This is a genomic window from Delftia sp. HK171 (assembly GCF_001886655.1).
GTDB classification, from domain to species: Bacteria; Pseudomonadota; Gammaproteobacteria; order Burkholderiales; family Burkholderiaceae_C; genus Comamonas; species Comamonas acidovorans.
Genome location: NZ_CP018101.1, coordinates 5,535,589 through 5,554,071, shown reverse-complemented (window position 1 = coordinate 5,554,071; position 18,483 = coordinate 5,535,589). Strand labels below are relative to the sequence as shown.

General features: G+C 65.7%; 17 protein-coding genes. 4 read left to right on the top strand and 13 right to left on the bottom strand.

Annotated features, from left to right (window positions below; all coding sequences use genetic code 11):
* Genes BO996_RS24850 through BO996_RS24810 form a run of 9 tightly spaced genes read right to left on the bottom strand, consistent with a single transcriptional unit; the run spans window position 1 to window position 9,416 of the window.
* Entirely contained in the window at window positions 1-870 is an 870-nt protein-coding gene (locus BO996_RS24850) for a type II secretion system F family protein (protein WP_071956649.1), read from the bottom strand.
* Entirely contained in the window at window positions 867-2,624 is a 1,758-nt protein-coding gene (locus BO996_RS24845; protein ID WP_071956648.1) for an ATPase, T2SS/T4P/T4SS family, read from the bottom strand. Before BO996_RS24845 ends, BO996_RS24850 begins: the two co-directional genes overlap by 4 nt.
* A complete protein-coding gene (locus tag BO996_RS24840; protein WP_071956647.1) occupies window positions 2,621-4,864 on the bottom strand; it encodes a pilus assembly protein N-terminal domain-containing protein in 2,244 nt (747 codons plus the stop codon). The genes BO996_RS24845 and BO996_RS24840 overlap by 4 nt, the downstream gene beginning before the upstream one ends.
* 36 nt (window positions 4,865-4,900) lie before the next feature.
* Complete coding sequence (cpaB, locus tag BO996_RS24835) at window positions 4,901-5,917, bottom strand: Flp pilus assembly protein CpaB (protein WP_071956646.1); 1,017 nt, start codon at window positions 5,915-5,917, stop codon at window positions 4,901-4,903.
* 10 nt (window positions 5,918-5,927) lie between these two features.
* Window positions 5,928-6,107 carry a hypothetical protein gene (locus tag BO996_RS24830; protein WP_016447814.1) on the bottom strand — a complete coding sequence of 60 codons (180 nt, stop codon included), beginning with the start codon at window positions 6,105-6,107 and terminating at the stop codon, window positions 5,928-5,930.
* Window positions 6,104-6,835, bottom strand: a complete 732-nt coding sequence (locus BO996_RS24825) for a hypothetical protein (protein WP_232240419.1) — start codon at window positions 6,833-6,835, stop codon at window positions 6,104-6,106. The genes BO996_RS24830 and BO996_RS24825 overlap by 4 nt, the downstream gene beginning before the upstream one ends.
* Window positions 6,836-6,849: 14 nt before the next feature.
* Entirely contained in the window at window positions 6,850-7,662 is an 813-nt protein-coding gene (locus tag BO996_RS24820) for a TadE/TadG family type IV pilus assembly protein (protein WP_071956644.1), read from the bottom strand.
* The gene (locus BO996_RS24815) at window positions 7,659-9,137 is read right to left on the bottom strand and encodes a pilus assembly protein TadG-related protein (protein WP_071956643.1); all 1,479 of its coding nucleotides are present in this window, start codon (window positions 9,135-9,137) and stop codon (window positions 7,659-7,661) included. Before BO996_RS24815 ends, BO996_RS24820 begins: the two co-directional genes overlap by 4 nt.
* Before the next feature lie 12 nt (window positions 9,138-9,149).
* Window positions 9,150-9,416: a Flp family type IVb pilin gene (locus BO996_RS24810; RefSeq protein WP_071956642.1), complete on the bottom strand. Its 267-nt coding sequence runs from the start codon at window positions 9,414-9,416 to the stop codon at window positions 9,150-9,152.
* 234 nt (window positions 9,417-9,650) lie between these two features.
* Between BO996_RS24810 and BO996_RS29505 the strand changes: the two genes are divergently transcribed.
* Window positions 9,651-9,986 carry a hypothetical protein gene (locus BO996_RS29505; protein WP_198041256.1) on the top strand — a complete coding sequence of 112 codons (336 nt, stop codon included), beginning with the start codon at window positions 9,651-9,653 and terminating at the stop codon, window positions 9,984-9,986.
* A 178-nt stretch (window positions 9,987-10,164) separates the two neighbouring features.
* Here BO996_RS29505 and queF read toward each other — a convergent pair whose 3' ends face one another.
* The 4 genes from queF to BO996_RS24785 form a co-directional block, all read right to left on the bottom strand.
* Entirely contained in the window at window positions 10,165-11,013 is an 849-nt protein-coding gene (gene queF, locus BO996_RS24800) for an NADPH-dependent 7-cyano-7-deazaguanine reductase QueF (protein ID WP_071956640.1), read from the bottom strand.
* Between the two features lie 156 nt (window positions 11,014-11,169).
* Window positions 11,170-12,054 carry a 2OG-Fe(II) oxygenase gene (locus BO996_RS24795; protein WP_071956639.1) on the bottom strand — a complete coding sequence of 295 codons (885 nt, stop codon included), beginning with the start codon at window positions 12,052-12,054 and terminating at the stop codon, window positions 11,170-11,172.
* Between the two features lie 78 nt (window positions 12,055-12,132).
* Window positions 12,133-12,918 carry a peroxide stress protein YaaA gene (gene yaaA, locus BO996_RS24790; protein WP_013800980.1) on the bottom strand — a complete coding sequence of 262 codons (786 nt, stop codon included), beginning with the start codon at window positions 12,916-12,918 and terminating at the stop codon, window positions 12,133-12,135.
* 118 nt (window positions 12,919-13,036) lie between these two features.
* Window positions 13,037-16,171, bottom strand: a complete 3,135-nt coding sequence (locus BO996_RS24785) for an Rne/Rng family ribonuclease (RefSeq protein ID WP_071956638.1) — start codon at window positions 16,169-16,171, stop codon at window positions 13,037-13,039.
* A 212-nt stretch (window positions 16,172-16,383) separates the two neighbouring features.
* On the opposite strand from BO996_RS24785, the gene BO996_RS24780 reads away from it, so the two are divergent.
* Genes BO996_RS24780 through BO996_RS24770 form a run of 3 tightly spaced genes read left to right on the top strand, consistent with a single transcriptional unit; the run spans window position 16,384 to window position 18,479 of the window.
* Window positions 16,384-16,749: a hypothetical protein gene (locus tag BO996_RS24780; RefSeq protein ID WP_224986162.1), complete on the top strand. Its 366-nt coding sequence runs from the start codon at window positions 16,384-16,386 to the stop codon at window positions 16,747-16,749.
* Entirely contained in the window at window positions 16,707-17,768 is a 1,062-nt protein-coding gene (locus tag BO996_RS24775; RefSeq protein ID WP_198041304.1) for an RluA family pseudouridine synthase, read from the top strand. The genes BO996_RS24780 and BO996_RS24775 overlap by 43 nt, the downstream gene beginning before the upstream one ends.
* A 24-nt stretch (window positions 17,769-17,792) precedes the next feature.
* Window positions 17,793-18,479: an HAD family hydrolase gene (locus BO996_RS24770; RefSeq protein WP_012207078.1), complete on the top strand. Its 687-nt coding sequence runs from the start codon at window positions 17,793-17,795 to the stop codon at window positions 18,477-18,479.
* The last annotated feature ends 4 nt before the right edge of the window (window positions 18,480-18,483 follow it).

Here is an 18,483-nt window from a genome sequence, read left to right as displayed (position 1 = left end):
TCAGACGTCGATGGCGACGATCTTTCGGATGACATAGATGCCCATGGTCTCGAAGCAGGCGATCACGGCCAGCGCCCCCCAGCCCACGCGGGAGTGCCAGAGCATGGACATGGCTTGCGGCTCCATCCGGTCGAGGATGAGCATGAGGACGAGGGGCAGGGCGCCAACGACCCAGGCCTGCAGTTTTCCCTGGGCGGTGAGGGAGCCGATCTTGGCTTCCATTTGCAGCCGGCTGCGCACGGTGGAGGCCGTGCGTTCCATGGTCTCGGCCAGGCCGCCTCCGGTTTCGCTGGCGATGCGCATGGCCGAGGTGATGAGCACGGTGCTCTGGGTGGGCACGCGCAGGCTCAGGTGATTGAGTGCCTGTTCCAGGGATACGCCCAGGCGCTGCTCGCGCAGCATCAGCGAGAACTCCTGGCTCAGCGGCGGGCGGGACTCGGCCACAAGCTGGGCGATGGCGCTGCTCAGGCCAATGCCGGCGCGCAGGCCGCCGCTGAGCATCATCAGCGCATCGGGCAACTGCTCTTCAAACTTGCGCAGCCGGCGCTTGCGCATGTGCCGGTACAGCAGCCTGGGCAGCAGCCCCAGCGCGAAGAAGGCGGGCACAGCCAGCAGATGGCTGCCGCTGACCAGCCACACCAGGACGCCGCCCAGCGACATGACTGCCAGGTTGGCCAGGAAGAGTTTGCGCGGGTCGATGAAGAGAAAGAATTCCGCTGCCTGAAAGCCGGCGCGCTCCGTGAAGCCGGCCCGGTAGCGCTTGAGCGTGGAGCCTCCCAGGTCCAAGGCCAGCCATGTCAGTAGACCGACGCAGAGGGCGACCACGGCCGTGATCAGGGCCAGGACGGTGTCTGGCGAGAGCCCGCTCATGGCCGCTCTCCGGCATGCAGGTCCGCGCTCTCGGAGCCCGGACGGAAGATATCCAGGTCCAGCGCATGGCCGCTGGCGCGCAGTTCGTCGTAGAAGTGGGGAACGACGTCGCAGCCGGTGAACAGGCCCTGCACCTTGGCCAGGCCGTTGGCCTGGGCGGCGTAGCCTTTGTTGGCAAAGCGGAACAGCTCCTGCAGCTGGATCTTTCCGCTTTCCATGCCGCTGACTTCGCAGATGTGGGTGACCAGGCGTGTGCCGCAGGCAAAGCGGGTCTGCTGCACGATGATGTCCACGGCGCTGGCGATCTGCTCGCGTATGGCCGCCAAGGGCAGTTCCATGCCGGCCATCAGCACCATGGTCTCCAGCCGGGCGAGCCCGTCGCGCGGGGTGTTGGCGTGCAGCGTGGTCAGAGATCCCTCATGGCCCGTGTTCATGGCCTGGAGCATGTCCAGCGCCTCGGCGCCGCGGCATTCGCCGACCACGATGCGGTCCGGGCGCATGCGCAGGGTGTTGCGCACCAGTTCTCGGATGGGCACGCCGCCCTTGCCTTCCACATTCGCGGGGCGCGACTCCAGGCTGATCAAATGCTCGTGGGCCAGCTTGAGTTCGGCGGCGTCCTCGACGGTGATCACGCGTTCGCCGGACGGGATGAAGTTGGACAGGATGTTGAGCAGCGTGGTCTTGCCAGACCCCGTGCCGCCCGAGACGATGATGTTCTTGCGGGCCTCCACGCAGATGCGCAGGAAGTCGGCCATTGCCGGGCTGAGCGCGCCGAACTGCACAAGGTCGGCGGCGTTGAGCTTGCGCCTGGCGAACTTGCGGATGGTCAGCGTGGAGCCCTTGAGTGCCAGCGGCGCGATGATGGCGTTGACGCGCGAGCCGTCCTTGAGCCGTGCATCGACCATGGGCGAGGATTCGTCGATGCGCCGGCCCAGCGGTGCCACGATGCGCTCGATCACGCCCATGACGGCGCGATCGCTGGTGAAGCTCAGGGCATGCTTTTGCAGGCGCCCCGCGCGCTCGACATAGATTTCGTCGAAGCGGTTGACCATGATTTCGCTGACCGTTTCGTCGGCCAGCAATTCCTCCAGCGGCCCCAGTCCCACGGCCTCGTCCAGAACCTGCCTGCGCAGCGCGTTGCGGTCCAGCTGGGCCGGTATCTCGTCGTCCATGTCCTGCAGCGTTCTGGCGATGAGCCGGTCCGCCTCGGCGCGCAGGTGTTCGTCGGACATGCTGGAGACGTCATGGCGGCGCAGGTCCATGGTGTCGATGAGCTTGGTGTGCAGGCGCTTGCGCCATTCGAATTGCAGCGCCTGCAAGTGGGCGTCCCCGGGCTCGGCTGCCGCAGGCTTGGGCGCGTCGGCAGGCGCTGCCAGCGGCGTGTCCTGTGTGCTCTGCATGGGCGCTGTGGTGGCGGCATGCGCTGCGGCCGGTACAGGAAAAGGCGCGGCTTGCGGCTCTTCACCGCTGTTCAGGATGCGCAACTGGAACGGGCCAATGCCGATGAGGTCGCCGTTTTGCAGCGGGCCGTATTGGGCGGTGATGCGCTGACCGTTGACCAGCACGCCCCCGAAGCTGCCTGCGTCGTCGATCAGCACGCCCGAGGGGCTGGTGAAAAGGCGTGCATGCTCCTTGGCAAGGCGCCAGTTGTCCAGGCGGACTTCGCACTGGGAGCCTTTGCCGATGGAGCACATATCGGGCACGCTCAGCGGCTGGCGCCGGCCGTCGGGGTGGATGATTTCAAGGTCGATCATTGGGGGCTGCCGGTTGCGGAGGTCAGGGGTGAAAGCCACTGGGTCTCGGCCCAGCCCAGCCGGTCATCAATGCGCACGGCCGAGAACTGGGCCTGCGGGGCCTGGGGCAGCACTTGCACAAGGCTGCCCACGGGCAGGTTCTGGAGGACGGGGGCGTTGATGTCGGGGGAAACGCGAAGGGCCAGCCCATCAAGGCCCACGCGGTAGATGCCTGGTGCGGAGTGGCGCGTGGTGGCGCCGGATTCATGGGGCGTGAGAGCCCGGCCTTGCCGCGCCTGGCGCGCATGGGGTCCGTCGGGTGCGGGCTGCATGCCGGGAACGTGCGCGACGGGCTGCAGGCTTTCATCGCGCACCCAGCCCGTCAGGGCTGCGACCGCCACCGCGCGCCAGCCGGAGTGCGGGTTGTGGGCGGCAGATGAACCGGGTGCGGCACGCACGAAACTGCCTTGGCCCAGTTGCAGCAGGGTGTCGCTTTGCGCCCGAGGTTCGGCATGCAAGGCCAGCCCGTCATGCACCACGCGCCAGTGGTTGACCAGCGGCTGGTCCGCTGCTGCCGCGGAGGCCAGCGGGTTGCCGGTGTGCGGCAGGGCGGGCCAGTGTTCGGGCAGGGTCGCGGTGGCCGGTGCGGGCAGGGGCCGCACTGGCACGGGGAGTTCCTGCACAGGCGCCGCGATGCTGGCGCTTGCGCTGGCCACAGGCAGGGGCGCCAGCCGGGGAGGATGCTCGGGCGCAGGGCCGGGTTCGGTCAGGTAGGGCTGGGGACCGTAGCGCTGGCCCAGGCGCGCACCGGCGTCTTCCACGCGCTGCAGCAGGCCCGGCGAGCGGCTGTTGATCACCGTGGGCGTGACGAAGACCACCAATTCGGTCTCTTCGTTCTGGAATCGCTGGGACCGGAACAGGGCACCCAGCACGGGCAGGTCTCCCAGGAAGGGAACCTTGTCGACGTTGTCGCCACCCTTGCGTGACAGCAAGCCGGCCAGCACCATGGTCTCGCCGTCCTGGACGTTGAATTCGGTGAAGGTGCGCCGAGTGCTCAACCCGGGCCCCGAGGGCGTGGAGAACGATGGGTCGATGTTGCTGACCTCGCTGTCGATCTCGGCCCTGATGACGCCGTTGCGGTCAACGCGCGGCGTGATGCGCAGCTTGACGCCGTAGGGCTTGAACATGACCACGGGGCCGTAGATCGTGGCCACGGAGTACGGATATTCGCCACCGGCCAGGAACTCGGCCTTGGAGCCATTGCGCGCCGACAGCTGGGGCTGGGCAAGAATGCTGGCCTTTCCGTCACGGGCCAGCAGGTCCAGCCTGGCTGTCAGGCCCATGTTGACGGCGGTGAGGACGTTCAGGCCTCGGGGCAGCGGGCCTTTGTCACCGCTTTCCGGGGTGATCGGTGGGTTCTGGACGCCGATGACCAGACCGGGCTGATGGCCGCGCCGCGCCGGCGCCCAGATGCCTCCCACGCTGGCCCCGCCCTGGGCGGTCCAGCGCAAGCCGAATTCGCGCAGCTCATTGACCGGGAATTCGACCACCTTCACGTCCATGAGCACCATCTGCTCCCAGCCGATCTGGTTGGTGAAGTTGATGATCTGCGGGTAGTGCTTTCTGAGGTCTTCGATCTTCTTGAGATCGACATCGCTGAGATGGTCACCTTCGACCACCACCTTGTCACCAATGATGGAGGCCAGCGCGTTGGGGATGGTGCTGAGAAAGGCTGCGATCTCGCGCGCATGGCGGCTTGTGTCGCCGCGCACCACATGGATCTTGACGCGCTGATATCGGCCGTCGGCGTTCCACACGAACAGCGAGGAGGTGCCAACCTCGTTGGCGAAGATGATGACCTCGCGCTCGTCCAGCGCGGCGGCCGTCAACACCCGGCCATTGCCCACGGCAATGCGCGCCACGCCGGGGCTGGGGAAGACGCGCGATTCGCCCACGAACATCTCGATTTCCGGCACCTGAGCCTGGTCGTCCGGTTTCTGTATGGGGCGGTACGGCTGGCCTGCCGCTGCCTCGCGGCTGGGCACGCCCTGCAGCATGGGCGCGAATCCACCCGGCATGCCGAGGGATTGCGCAGAGCCTGTTGCATCCTCTGGTATCTGGGCTGTTGCCGGGCCGGCCAGGCTCCAGCCCAGTGCCAGCACGAAGCCGCAGCGCAAGGCATGCAGAAAGGGCGTTGGACTGGAGCAGGCGGACAGGGATGCAGTGGGGGCTGAACGGATGGACATTGGGATCAGGCGCATGGAGCGATGAAAAAGGCAGGAGCGGGTGAGACGCCTTCAGCGAGGCAACGCGCTTGGCTGGATCGGGAAGGACGCAGGGAAAAGAGGAGCCTGGCCTGGTTGCAGTGCGGCTTGCGGAGCCGGTTGAACAGGCGTGGGGGCTGCGGCTGCCTCGGGCGGGCCTTCGCCGGCATCGTGGGCCTTGTCCTGGCGCAGCAGCAGGTCTTCGGGCTTGAAGTCCATGCGGCGTCCGCCATAGAGCACGGGAACGGCTCGGCCCGGCGATTGCGCTGCGCCCGCTGTCTGAATCAGGGACTGCACGTCGCCTGCCAGGCCCAGCAGGGCGGCCATGGCAGCGCTGTCTTCTTCGACAACCTCCGAGTCCTTGGGATTGCGCAGCAAGGCGGTGATCTTTCCCGCCTCGCGCGCGATGATCACGCTCCGGGCCTGCGCCTTGGAGGTGTCCAGCGTGACCGTGGAGTACTGGCGCCGCTCACCGCTTCTGGGGTCATCCACGGACCGCTGGCCGGTGGCCATGACCTGGACGTTCTGCAGCAGTGGAAAGGTGGTCTTGCGGCCTTTCTGATCCAGGGTGAGCATCAGGTCGATGGCATCCCCCGGCTCCAGCAGGCCCGAGATGGAGTTGATCTCGTCCACGTGCACGGTGATGGCTCGCCTCCCTACCTCGATGCGGGCCGAGAAGGTCGGCACCTTGTCGCCTTCGAGCAGGTTCCACAGCAGGATGTCGCCGTGCTGCATGCCATGCTCCAGCGCGCGGCCTGCAATGCGGGAAAAATCCTCGGGGCCGATGGCTAGCGAGTGCGCGTAGTCATGGGGAACGTTGCGCACGGCAATGGTCTCCTTGGAGATGGGATCGCCTTTGCTGAGATTGCGCTTGGCAACGATCAGCGGCCGGGTTTTGCTTTTTCCGCGCGCTTCTATGGCCTCCATCTGGCGATGCAGGTAACTGCGTGCAATGACGGCTGCGCCCAGGCCGATGGCCAGGGCCATGGCAAGAGCGACCCAGGTTTTGTTGGGACGCAGGGCGGTGATTCGGGCGAGTGCGGAGTTCATGGCTGACGGGTCAAATGGGCAGGGAGAGGGCGAAGCTGAACTTCTGGTAGGCAGCCTGCAGGGCGAGCAGCAACTGGTGCAGCACGCTGTTGCTGTCCACCATGCCGACGCCCAGCGCGAAGGCCAGGGCCGCGCAGACCACGGCGTACTCCACCGAGGACTGGCCGCGCAGGCGATGGGCAAGCTTCATGGCGTGGTCTCCACCGCCACGCTGGTGACGAGAACGATGCTGGTGAGGCCCAGCGCATTGCGGGAAATGACGGCCGTCGCCTCTTTGCCCGGGCCGCGCATCAGCACCGTGATGGCGCCGGTCTCAGAGCCGAACGCGTGTCCCTTGGTGTCTGTTGCGGCGTCGAAGCGGCGTTCCAGCGCATAGCCCTGCTCCTGCAACGCCGCCGTGAGGCGCTGCGCATTGAGCGCCTCGCCATGCCGGTTTGTCGCAACGAGATGGGTGGACAGCCAGCCACCGTCCTGGGTGTTCAGCAGGCTGGCGATCTCGGTGCCCGCAGGCAGCAGGCGCTGCCAGCGGGCTCTTTCATCCTGGCTGCGTGCCTGGCCGCGCAAGGCTGCGCGCAGGTGGGTGACTGCCATGAGGCCGCGCGTGCCGCCGCCGGGGGCGGGTTCCAGTCGGATGGTGAGGTAGTGCTCGCCCTGGGCGCGGCCCAGAATGCGCTGGCCATCGCGCTGGTCGTCCATCAGGGGCTGGCCCAGGGTGCGCACAAACCAGTCGCCGGTCTGCCTGGGTGTGCTGCGGGTGGCGAAGCCGGTCAGCCGCATGGGCAGGCCGTCCAGGTCCATCTGCTGGCCGATGTGGTAGCTCCTGGCGTGTTCGGGCAGCGGGATTTCGGGCCAGTTGGCCTGGGCAAAGGCATGGGTGAGCCCTGGCGTCAGCAGGCCCAGGCAGATGGAACGGAGCATGCGAGCCGTTGTCATCATTCGGCCCTGAGCCTGTCTGCCGGAACAATGTCCTGCCACTTGTCCAGGCGTCCGAACTTGGGGGCCGGCACCTCCATCAACTCGAAGACCGGTATGGCCACATCCAGCAGCGTCTCCACCGGGGAGAACAGGCTGTTGAGCGGCGCCAGCCGGCCGAACCGGTCCATGGTCTGCTCCACGGAGCGCGAGGCCCAAGGCTCGATGAGCACGCTGGTGTGGCGTGTGACGCGCAGGTCCAGTTGGTCGAAGGGGGTGTAGCTTTGGATGCCTGCGGGCAGGTTGGCCAGTGGCACGGAGATGTTGGCGCGGTAGATGCCTGGGGCGTTCAACCCGATGCGTCCGTGGTTCGCCAGAGGCACTATGCTGAAGGGTACGCCGTCTGGGCTGGCCGTGAAGGCATCTCTGTGCGCTGTGGACTGGCTTTCTCCAAAGCTGACCGAAATGTCTGAAAAGCGCGGGATCAGCGGATTGCCTGCGGGGTCCGTCCACAGCGGATTGCGGTGTGCGTCGAAGTCGCCTGCCGTATCGTCCGTCTTGATGGGGGCGTCGGGTCGGCTGAAGTAGCGCCTGCGCACCTCGGCTGCCAGTTGGGCAGGCGGCTTGTAGCTGCCCGCCGCGTCGTTGTGTACCGTGGCATCGAAGGCCGCATAGCGGCTGGCCATCTGGGTGGCATGGGCAATGTCCTGGTACTTGCCGATCATGGGCATCAGCAGGAACAGGCCCAGCAGGGGCGCCGCCATGGCCAGGAATTCGACCAGGGCCTGGCCTGCCTGCCGCCTTGGGTAGCGGGCGCGGTTCAGGAGGTTCATGGGATCAGCCCTCGCTGGCGCATCTGCTGGCCAAGTACATCGGGTTGGGAGTGGATCAGGCGCACCTGCCAATACGGGTTGAACAGGCTGGGCAGCTCCAGGGGGAGACCCTGGCTTGCGCCATAGCGGTTCTGACGCTGTGCCAGAGGGCGCTCGAAGAACACTTCGGACGTGGCAACGGCCACCATTTCGCCTTTGGCGACCTGGCTCTGATAGGCGTTGATGCGGCTGTCCGGCGTGCCGCTTATTTCGCTGGCGCCATCGGAGGTGCGCAATTCGCTGCGCGCCCGCGACAGGCGCACACTGAACCGCAACGTGGGGTCGTCGTCCTTGGTCAGTTGCGGCTTGCTCAGGTCGTAGTAGCTGGGCAGGCCGGTGTATTGGCGCCACTTGTTGGATGAGGCCTGGCTGGACGCCTTTGCGTTGGTGCGCGCACCTCCCAACCATGCGCCTGAATCATCCTGATCCTCGGGGTGGGCCTGCTGTTCGCCCCAGGCGATGGGCTCCTCCCTGAGCCGGCAGCGTGGAATGAGCCCGCCCTTTCGCTGGGCGCGCCAGAACGACTCGGTGTCTTCGGCGATCCACTCGTCGTAGTTGACCAGTTCGGTACCGCCGCGTCGGCGCACCTCGCTTTTGCGCCACATGAGGATGCAGATTTCGTCTGGGCCAGGCACTTCTGCCTCGGCCGTCCAGACACGCTCCTTGGTGAATCTGTCGCTATGCGCCGCATACACAGCCAGTTTGGCCATGCGGCCTCGGTCCTTGCCGCTGTAGCTTTGGGTGAAGCCACCAAGGTCGTCGGTCAGCGCTACGGCGGCACCGGGGCCTATGGGCTCCACCTTTACGCTGCCATCGCCCGCGTAGTTGGCCTGGGCCACGTCCTTCATCACACTGCTGCGTATGTCCTGCAGGTAGGAGCGGGCGTGCAGCAGGTTGTGCGCCTTCTGTATTGCCTGTTTGTTGGCCTCCACGGCTGTGACCGTATCGAATGCCAGCGACGGCACCATCTGGGCCATCTGCCGGATGTACTGGCCCGCGTACTGCACGGTGGCGTAGCACATGATCGCGTACATCTCGTTGTAGTGGAATGCAGCACCGATCAATGCGCCCCAACCGGTGTAGTCAGCACATTCGGGGAACTGCGTGGGCAGGTTCTCCGCGTGGGTCTGTGCGTATTGCGCCCACGAGGACAGGCTCACCATCTGCGCCACCAGCACCTCGTTGGCGATCAGGGCGCGATTGCCGTAGGCCTTGAAATTCATCGCCCGCGCGTGCATCACGCCGGCGCTGTAGGCCACGGCATCGGCCGTGCTGACGAGCTTGGTTTTTTCCTGGGAGAGCTGGCCGGTGTTGAACAGAAAGAACAGCGAGGCCAGTGCACCGATCAGGACAAAGATGCCGTAGATCAGTGCCTGCCCGCGCTGCCTGTCCCGCCTCTGTATTCGACCGCCGCGCAGGGTGGTGATGGTGGACATGGGCAGGCCCGCTTACTTGTTCTCGTAGGCGTCGAGGCCTTTTTCCTTGCGCTCTCCATCGGCCTTGCCGGCTGCAGTGCCTGCCGCCTGGATGGCCGTCTTGGCTGACTTGCCGGCCACTTCATTGGCAATGCCGGAAGTCTGGGCGCGGATGGTTTCGCCAAAGTACTGGTAGACGGCAATGGCGGCCACGCCAATCAGGGCCACGATGATGATGTACTCGGTCATGCCCTGGCCGCGTTGCTTGCGAGATTGAAGTGAGGTATTGAAGGTGGTCATGCAAAAGCTCCTGTGCTGGTGGAAGAATCTGTAGGGACGTAAGCAGGCGGACGCAGGGCTGCAGCCGTGCATCACGGAAACGGGAAAAAGGGAAAACGCAATTCAGGAATAAGCGGGCACCAGGGCGGTGGCTGGCGGTTCTTCCGAATTGCGCATGTGCAGGGAATAAGCCGCGCCCAGGCACAGGGCCTTGGCGTCAGCGCACTGCGTCAAGGCGCTGAATGAAAGCGATGCATGGATGGTCTCTCCCTCAAGGTTGGCGGTGGACTGCCGCTTTGGCGCTGCGCGCCAGGACAGTTCTGCGTGGGGCATTGGCAGGAAAAAGGCGCCTGCATATGCCTGATTTTCAGGTGGCGATTCATTGCGCCCCGAAGTCATTTCTTGTGCCGCCAAGCCTATGAATTTTTTTCTCGCATGTCTCTAAGACAACTCCTGACGATGTTTCTGAATGCATCGATGGAGATTTTTGCTGTCATTTCAATAGCAAGCTATTTAGTGAATTCCGTGTTTTCGACGATCCATCCGTTTCAGATAAATCGAGGCGAAATAGGCCCAAATAGGGTGATCTGAAAAGTCAATCTGAATCGATGCAGGACGATTCCTATTTTTCAGAATTCAGGTGCGGGCCGCCGACAGGAGCCTGGGCGGGGGGCTCGATGGGCGGGAGTGCGGGCATGCCGCTGCGGCGTCGGCATGCCGGTGAAAAGCTTGAAATGACGGCCGGCTTGAGGATGGCCGGCCGCCTCTTTTACTGCCGCGCCGAGCGCACGTTGGCCGGCAAGGCGCCAGGATGGCTGGTGCGGAATGGGTTGATGTCCAGGCCGCCACGGCGCGTGTAGCGTGCGTAGACCGAGAGCTTGAGGGGGCGGCAGCGGGTCCAGATGTCCATGAAGATGCGTTCCACGCATTGCTCATGGAATTCGTTGTGGTTGCGGAAACTCACCAGGTATTGCAGCAGGCCTTCCTGGTCGATCTGCGCGCCGCTGTAGCGGATCTGCACGCTGCCCCAGTCGGGCTGGCCCGTGACCAGGCAGTTGCTCTTGAGCAGGTGGCTGACCAGGGTTTCGGTGACGGGGCCTTCTTCATGGTTGGCGCGCAGCAGCTCCGGGGCGGGCTGGTATTGCGTGCACTCCACATCCAGGCGGTCCAGCAGCAGGCCGTCGAGCTCCTGCACCATTTCCTGGTCGAAGCGGTCCAGGCCGATGATCTTCACGCCGATGCTTCCCTTTTGCTCGCTGCCGCGCCACAGCGCTTCGGCCAGGTCGGTGCGCAGGCGTGCCTGGACTTCGGCCGCGTCGGCCAGGCGGGTGTTGTTGAAGCTGTTGAGGTAGAGCTTGAAGGACTTGCTTTCGATGAGATTGGGGGTCTCGCAGGGAATCGTGAAATGCACGAGCGCCACCTGCGGCTTGCCGCGCAGGTTGAGCCAGGACAGCTCGAAGGCCGTCCACAGGTCGGCGCCGAAGAAGGGCATCTGGCTGCCTTGAATGCCGATTTCTTCGCGCTTGGGCGCGCGGGGCAAGGGAAACAGCAGCGAGGGGGCGTACTGGTCGATGTAGGCAGAGCTTTTGCCCAGCTGGGATTGTTCGGGAGTGTTCATGGAAAAAGGGCCGGCCGTGCCGGCGCTGGTCAGGCCTGGACGGTCCGCGCGGAGCGCGTGGACCCAGGCTTTGAAGCTAACTGAATTTCCATGCCCGCAGGCATGGGCGGCCATATAAGGTCAATAAGGGGCGGTGCGCCCGGGTTCGCTGGCTCTTCAGTGGAATTCGCGTTCGCGCAGCCATTTGGTGGCGATCCATTTCTCGCCGGCCAGCACGGGCGCGCCGCCGTGCAGGGTGCGCGTGGAAGGGTCGGGGCGCTCATAGCTGAAGAAGACGGCGTTGCCCCGGCGCGGCACGACCTGCAGCGGCACTTCGGGAAAGATGGTGGCGCCGCCCCGTTCGGGCTCGTTCAGGTAGATGACCAGGGTGCCCACGCGCTGGCCGCCGCGCTTGAGGATGGTGGGCGTGCCGGGTTCGCCGGGCGCGAAGTAGTCGTGGTGGGGCTTGTATTCGGCGCCCGGGCCATAGTGCAGCACCTGCAGGCCTTCGCCATGGTCCAGCGGCCAGCGCAGCAGGCGGGCGATGCGTTCTTCCAACTGGCTGACGATGCCGGTTTCCCCACGCTGGAAGAACATGCCGTTGCTGGTTCGGTCGTCATTGATCTCTTCACCGCCGCTTTGCGTGGCCACGGTGAGCGAGCGCGCCATGCGCGGACGCGCGGCGGCGATGATGGCGTCGCACTCCTCGTGCGAGAGCAGGTTGCCGAAGACCACGATGCGCGGGTTGCGCATGCTCACCAGCACCTGGACCTGGCGGTCGCCGACATCGATGCTGCTGGGGTCCTGGGCAAGGTCCGGTTCGGGCAGGCTCGAGGCCGAGATGACGACGGCCGGTGGCGACACCTCGCCCTGTTCGGGCAGGTCCAGCGCCCGCCTTGCCAGTTCTTCGCTCCAGCCCACGTCGCGCATGGAGCGCAGCAGGGCCGCAGGCCCTATGCCGGATGCGCGCTGGTCGCGCACCCATTGCATGAGTTCAGGCGTGAGACCGACGGGCAGGTCCTGCGCGGTGGTCTGGGAATCTGGTGAGGATTTGAGGCTCATGGCGTGCAGTGCGGCCCTTGCCGCAGTGAATGGACTCCAAAGGCATCGAGGCCGGGGCCGGCCGGTGGCCGGCGAGGCTCAGTCAGCGGTCTTGCGACGGAACACCAGGCGCGCAGGCGTCGAGGAAGCTGGCGCCAGCGCGTAGCCCTCCAGATCGAAGGCTTCGAGTTCAGCCGCGCTGCGAGCGCGTCGTTGTATGGCAAATCGTGCCATCAGCCCGCGCGCACGTTTGGCATGGAAGCTGATGATCTTGTAGGCGCCGTTCTTGTAATCCTCGAATGCGCATTCCACCACCGGGGGCTTGAGGTGCTTCAAGTCTACCGATTTGAAGTATTCCTGCGAAGCCAGGTTGACGATGACGCGCTCGCCCGCCGGCTGCTTGGCCGCGCGCTGGTTCAGGTGCTCGGCAATGCGGCTGCCCCAGAACTGGTAGAGGTTGCTGCCATGCGCGGTTTCCAGCCGCGTGCCCATTTCCAGGCGGTAGGGCTGCATGCGGTCCAGCGGGCGCAGCACGCCGTACAGGCCGCTGAGGATGGCCAGGTGCTGCTGGGCCCAGTCCAGGTCCTCGGCATCCAGGCTGCGTGCCTGCAGGCCCTCGTAGACATCGCCGTTGAAGGCGAGCAGCGCCTGCCGGGCGTTGGTGGCCGTGAAGCGCGGGCTGAAGGCCTCGTAGCGCGCCACGTTGAGCGCGGCCAGCTTGTCGCTGATACCCATCAGTTCCGACAGTTGCTGGGGCGACTGGCGGCGCAGCACTTCGATCAGCTCCAGCGGCTGTTCGGAGAAGACGGGCAGCGTGTGCGGCAGTTTCGGGGGCAGTGGCGTGTCGTAGTCCAGCGATTTGGCGGGGGAGAGCAGCAACAGCATGGCGGGACGGAAGCTCCTGGAAAGAGGTGGACGGAAGGCGTGGGGAGACAGATGAGGTGAGGGCGGAGGCGGAAACAAACAGGGGCCGCGAGGGCCCCTGTGTTGTCACTGTCTGTGGTCAGACCTGGGCCGCGCCCTGTGGCTGCGGCTGCTGCTCGAACGGCAGCTGCAGTTCGCTGAGGTCCTTGCGTGTTTCCACGAGGATCAGCGGGCCGTCATCCAGAGCGACCACGGGCGGGCGCTCGCGCACGACGCGCTCGGGCTGCGGTTCGGCGGCGATGGCTGCCTGGGCTGCCGCCACCTTGTCGGCATCGGAGCCCACCCATTGCAGGCCCGAAGCGGCGGCCAGCGCCTGCAGCTCGGACATGGGCAACTGGTAGGCCTGGACCTTGGGCAGGCCGCGTTCGGCGGTTGCTTCAACGGCCTTGGCTGCTGCGGGCGCGACTGCCACTGCGGCAGGAGCGGCCACGGGTGCAGGTGCTGCCACGGGTACCACCACGGGGGCGGGTGCGACCGGCGCGGGGGTCACCGCAGCCACAGGCGCGGGAGCGGCAATCTGCTGCTCGGGCACGGGGGCCGCGACGGGTTGCTGCACCGCTTGGGCTGCTGCGGCTGCTGCGGGCTGCGCAGGCACTTGCGCTTCGGCCATGGCTTCAGGAGCCTGGGCTTCGGCGGCAGGGCTGGCTGCGTTGAAGTAGCTGCGGCGGGCAGGCTGGTCCTGCTCGGGAGCGGCGGCTTCGAAGGACTGGACGGCTTCGCCCTCCGCTTCGCGCGGTGCGCGCTCTGCACGGTCACCGCGATCGCCACGCTCGCGGCGGTCACGGCCATAGCGGTCGCGCGAACGGCGCTGGCGCGGCTGCTCTTCGCCGGAGGCGGGGGCAGCGTTGTCCAGGGACGGGTCCTGTTGCTGGGCCTGGTTGTCCAGGTTCTCTTCGGTCTCGGGAGCGACTTCGAACTGGCGGGGCTGGCGCTCGCTGCGTTCGGCGCGTTCACCACGTTCACCGCGCTCGCCACGTTCGCGGCGGCCTTCACCGCGCTCCTGGCGCTCGCCACGCGGGGCGCGCTCGGGACGCTGCTCGATGGTGCTGCCATCTGCAGCGACAGCGGCCACGCCGTTCACGGCTTCCAGCGGCTGGCGGCTTTCACCGTCACGGCTGCGTTCACCACGGCCACGGCGTTCGCCGCGGTCGGCGCGCTCACCGCGCTCGCCGCGATCCGGGCGCTCTCCACGCTCCGGGCGTTCACCGCGTTCAGTGCGCTCGCCACGCTCGGCATTGCGGCGGTTGCGGTCGCCGTTGCCGGCCTGGCGTTCGGCATTGGGGGCGCCAGCGCGCTCGCCATTGCGCTCCGAGCGCTCGCCACGCTCACCATTGCGTTCGTTGCGGCGGCCACGGTTGTCGTTGCGGCCATCACGGCGTGCTTCGCGAGCGGGGGCTTCGGCGGCCGGAGCGGGCGCTGCGACCGGCGCAGGTGCCGCGCTAAAGCCGAACAGGCTCTTGAGCCAGGCAAAGAAGCCTTGCTCGCGGACCACGACGGGGGCGACGGCCGGTGCGGGCGCTGCAGCGGTTGCCGCAGGCTTGGCATCACGCTGCTGGCCGTTGGCCGGGCGGTTGCGGCTGCCTTCGGGACGGGGCTCGGCGATGGGGGCCGGCATGTCGGGCAGCACGCCCTTGATCATGGGCGTCTGCTTGTTGGTGGGCTCCTGCGAGCGGCGCGTCACCGTGGTTTCCGCGTCCAGCTCCTCGGCCAGCTTGTAGCTGGCTTCCATGCTTTCCAGGCGCACGTCGTCGTGCTTGAGGCGCTCGAGCTTGTAGTGCGGCGTGTCCATGGACTTGTTGGGAACCATGATCACGTTGACGCGCTGCTTGAGTTCGATCTTGGTGATCTCGCCACGCTTTTCGTTGAGCAGGAAGCTGGCCACTTCCACGGGCACCTGGCAGTGCACGGCGGCCGTGTTGTCCTTCATGGACTCTTCCTGGATGATGCGCAGGATCTGCAGCGCCGAGCTTTCCGTGTCACGCACGTGGCCGGAGCCACCGCAGCGCGGGCAGTTGATGTGCGCGCCTTCGGACAGGGCCGGCTTGAGGCGCTGGCGGCTCATCTCCATGAGGCCGAACTTGCTGATGGTGCCGAACTGCACGCGGGCACGGTCCTGGCGCAGCGCGTCGCGCAGGCGGTTCTCGACCTCGCGGCGGTTCTTGCTCTCCTCCATGTCGATGAAGTCGATGACGATCAGGCCGCCCAGGTCACGCAGGCGCATCTGGCGCGCGACTTCGTCGGCGGCTTCCAGGTTGGTGCGTGTGGCGGTTTCCTCGATGTCGCCGCCCTTGATGGCGCGGGCCGAGTTCACGTCGATGGAGACCAGCGCTTCGGTGTGGTCGATGACGATGGCGCCGCCCGAGGGCAGGGTCACGGTGCGCGCGTAGGCCGATTCGATCTGGTGCTCGATCTGGAAGCGGCTGAACAGCGGGGCGTCGTCACGGTAGCGCTTGACGCGGGCGGCATGCTCGGGCATGACGTGCTGCATGAACTGCTGCGCCTGCTCGTAGATGTCGTCGGTGTCGATGAGGATGTCGCCGATGTCGCCGTTGAAGTAGTCGCGGATGGCGCGGATCACCAGGCTCGATTCCTGGTAGATCAGGAAGGCGCCCTTGGCCGACTTGGCGGCGCCGTCGATGGCGTTCCACAGCTTGAGCAGGTAGTTCAGGTCCCACTGCAGCTCGGGCGCGGTGCGGCCGATGCCGGCGGTGCGCGCAATGATGGACATGCCCTTGGGGTACTCAAGCTGGTCCATCGCCTCCTTGAGTTCGGCACGGTCCTCGCCCTCGATGCGGCGCGAGACGCCACCGCCGCGCGGGTTGTTGGGCATCAGCACCACGTAGCGGCCGGCCAGCGAGATGAAGGTGGTCAGGGCCGCGCCCTTGTTGCCGCGCTCTTCCTTCTCGACCTGGACGATCAGTTCCTGGCCTTCGCGGATGACTTCGTTGATGCGGGCCTGGCTGGGGGAGACGCCTTCGGCGAAATACTGCTTGGAGATTTCCTTGAAGGGCAGGAAGCCGTGGCGGTCCTCGCCGTAATCGACGAAGCAGGCCTCGAGGCTGGGCTCCACGCGCGTGACCACGGCCTTGTAGATGTTGCCCTTGCGCTGCTCGCGCCCTTCGATTTCGATTTCGTAGTCGAGCAGCTTCTGGCCATCGACGATGGCAAGGCGACGTTCTTCCGACTGCGTGGCGTTGATGAGCATCCGTTTCATGATGCGTTTCCTTTATTCGTTTTCTCTGGGGCGCGCCGGAGTGCAGCCTCTGCTGCCAGACCGTCACGCCTTTGACTCGTAATCAAAGACAGGCTCGCGAGGGAGCCGAGATGCCGGACTGACGCGTCGAAACGAAAGGAATCGCCGGATGCCCTGATGCTTGAGACCTGGCTCAAGTCAGCAATGGGGGCAAGGGCAGGGGGACGAGAGCGATGAGAGAGGCACGCCGTCCAGCTTCAAGCGAAGCTGCTGCACGTGCGGGGCAGGCGGGAGGCTTGGGGGCGGCAATGATCCTGGGCGCAGGCGTTTTCCTGCTCCACAGCGTGACCATCCATGCCCAAAAGATCCACATGCTCGCTTTTGATCCGCTGGCAGCGGTGGACGCCGGGTCCGACCCCTTCTGCCAGCTTGAGATTCCGTATCAGTGTTTCAATTCGTCAGCCACAACCGATGCAACGACGAACTTCGCAGGCCATCTTTTCCTGCTGTTTCGCGTGCATGACACCGGATGGCATCGACCTGCCTGTGCGGGGAAATGGCTGTTTGGACTAAACTCCATGAGAATCAACCACTTATAAATAGTTCGGCACAGGTGAAACACATTATAGAGGGCAAACCGGCAGACGACCGTTCCCTGAACGCAGCCACTGCCGCAGTGCGGCTGATCGAAGTCGATGACGATTCGGCCGGACAGCGGTTGGACAACTTTCTCATACGCCATCTCAAGGGCGTTCCCAAGACCCATGTCTATCGCATCATCCGCAGTGGAGAAGTGCGCATCAACAAAGGGCGCGTCAGTGCGGAGACCCGCGTTTCGACCGGCGATATCGTCCGCATACCGCCCGTGCGCATTTCCGAAAAAGTCGCCGAAAAGGCCGAGCGGCCAGCGCCAGCCAGGGATTTCCCCAGTCTGCTGGAAGACGAGCACCTGATCGCCATCGACAAGCCCGCCGGTGTGGCCGTGCATGGCGGCTCGGGTGTGAGTTTTGGTGTCATCGAGCAACTGCGCCAGGCGCGGCCGCAAAGCCGTTTTCTGGAGCTGGTGCATCGGCTCGACCGCGAGACATCCGGCATCTTGCTGGTGGCCAAGAAGCGCTCGGCGCTGACGCATCTGCAGGACCAGTTCCGCGAGCGCGAGACCGGCAAGACCTACCTGGCCCTGGTCCAGGGCACCTGGCCGGCCAACCACAAGGTGATTGATCTGCCGCTGCACAAATACCTGCAGGCCGACGGCGAACGCCGCGTGCGGGTGACCACGGCCGATGATCCTGACGGCATGCGCTCCGTCACGCTGGTGCGCGTTCGCAGCACGCTGGCGCCCCAGCCCCTGCTGGGACTGCCGGCCATGAGCCTGCTGGAGGTGACCATCAAGACCGGGCGCACGCACCAGATCCGCGTGCACCTGTCCAGCCAGGGGCATCCGATTGCGGGCGATGACAAATATGGCGACTTCGACCTGAACCGACGCCTGCAGAAACAGGGTCTCAAACGCATGTTCCTGCACGCATGGCGGCTACAGTTCACCCACCCGGCCAGTGGCGAGCGGGTGGAGCTGCGCGCCGAGCTTCCCGAAGAACTGGCCCGTTTCGCCGGCTGACGCTGGCTATGACTCCTTGTAGATATGACAAATCCTGGTTCTTCCGAGATGCACCGTGCGCGCCGCTTCGATCTCATTGCCTTCGACTGGGATGGGACGCTGTCGGATTCCACCGCGGTGATCGTCAAGTGCATTCAGGCGGCCGTGGCCGATGTGGGGGGCACGCCTCCCAGCGATGAGGCGGCGTCCTATGTGATCGGCATGGCGCTGATGCCCGCATTGGCGCGTGCAGCGCCCGATGTGCCGCCCGAAAAATACCCCGAGCTGGGCAACCGCTATCGCCACCATTTCATCAAGCACCAGGACGACATCAGCCTGTTCGCCGGCGTGCTGCCCATGCTGGCGGCGCTGCGCGAGCGAGGGCACCTGCTGGCCGTGGCCACGGGCAAGAGCCGCCGTGGTCTGAATGATGCGCTGCAGGACCCGCAGTTGCGCGGCATGTTCGACAGCTCGCGCACGGCGGACGAGACCGCCGGCAAGCCGAATCCGCTGATGCTGCAGGAGCTGATGGCCGAATTTGGTGCGGACCCTTCGCGGGTGCTGATGATCGGCGACACCACGCACGACCTGGAACTGGCCCGCAATGCAGGCTGTGCCAGCGTGGGCGTGGGCTATGGCGCGCATCCCACCGACGGCTTTGGCGTGCTGAAGCCGTTGCATGTGGCGCAGAGTGTTGCGGATTTGCATCAGTGGCTGTTGGCCCATGGCTGAGTCG

What these genes read in the sequence shown, in the direction of transcription:
- BO996_RS24850 (WP_071956649.1), bottom strand. Translation starts at nt 870, where the DNA reads ATGAGCGGGCTCTCGCCAGACACCGTCCTGGCCCTGATCACGGCCGTG.
- BO996_RS24845 (WP_071956648.1), bottom strand. Translation starts at nt 2,624, where the DNA reads ATGATCGACCTTGAAATCATCCACCCCGACGGCCGGCGCCAGCCGCTG.
- BO996_RS24840 (WP_071956647.1), bottom strand. Translation starts at nt 4,864, where the DNA reads ATGCGCCTGATCCCAATGTCCATCCGTTCAGCCCCCACTGCATCCCTG.
- cpaB (WP_071956646.1), bottom strand. Translation starts at nt 5,917, where the DNA reads ATGAACTCCGCACTCGCCCGAATCACCGCCCTGCGTCCCAACAAAACC.
- BO996_RS24830 (WP_016447814.1), bottom strand. Translation starts at nt 6,107, where the DNA reads ATGAAGCTTGCCCATCGCCTGCGCGGCCAGTCCTCGGTGGAGTACGCC.
- BO996_RS24825 (WP_232240419.1), bottom strand. Translation starts at nt 6,835, where the DNA reads ATGCTCCGTTCCATCTGCCTGGGCCTGCTGACGCCAGGGCTCACCCAT.
- BO996_RS24820 (WP_071956644.1), bottom strand. Translation starts at nt 7,662, where the DNA reads ATGAACCTCCTGAACCGCGCCCGCTACCCAAGGCGGCAGGCAGGCCAG.
- BO996_RS24815 (WP_071956643.1), bottom strand. Translation starts at nt 9,137, where the DNA reads ATGTCCACCATCACCACCCTGCGCGGCGGTCGAATACAGAGGCGGGAC.
- BO996_RS24810 (WP_071956642.1), bottom strand. Translation starts at nt 9,416, where the DNA reads ATGACCACCTTCAATACCTCACTTCAATCTCGCAAGCAACGCGGCCAG.
- BO996_RS29505 (WP_198041256.1), top strand. Translation starts at nt 9,651, where the DNA reads ATGGATGGTCTCTCCCTCAAGGTTGGCGGTGGACTGCCGCTTTGGCGC.
- queF (WP_071956640.1), bottom strand. Translation starts at nt 11,013, where the DNA reads ATGAACACTCCCGAACAATCCCAGCTGGGCAAAAGCTCTGCCTACATC.
- BO996_RS24795 (WP_071956639.1), bottom strand. Translation starts at nt 12,054, where the DNA reads ATGAGCCTCAAATCCTCACCAGATTCCCAGACCACCGCGCAGGACCTG.
- yaaA (WP_013800980.1), bottom strand. Translation starts at nt 12,918, where the DNA reads ATGCTGTTGCTGCTCTCCCCCGCCAAATCGCTGGACTACGACACGCCA.
- BO996_RS24785 (WP_071956638.1), bottom strand. Translation starts at nt 16,171, where the DNA reads ATGAAACGGATGCTCATCAACGCCACGCAGTCGGAAGAACGTCGCCTT.
- BO996_RS24780 (WP_224986162.1), top strand. Translation starts at nt 16,384, where the DNA reads ATGAGAGAGGCACGCCGTCCAGCTTCAAGCGAAGCTGCTGCACGTGCG.
- BO996_RS24775 (WP_198041304.1), top strand. Translation starts at nt 16,707, where the DNA reads ATGGCTGTTTGGACTAAACTCCATGAGAATCAACCACTTATAAATAGT.
- BO996_RS24770 (WP_012207078.1), top strand. Translation starts at nt 17,793, where the DNA reads ATGACAAATCCTGGTTCTTCCGAGATGCACCGTGCGCGCCGCTTCGAT.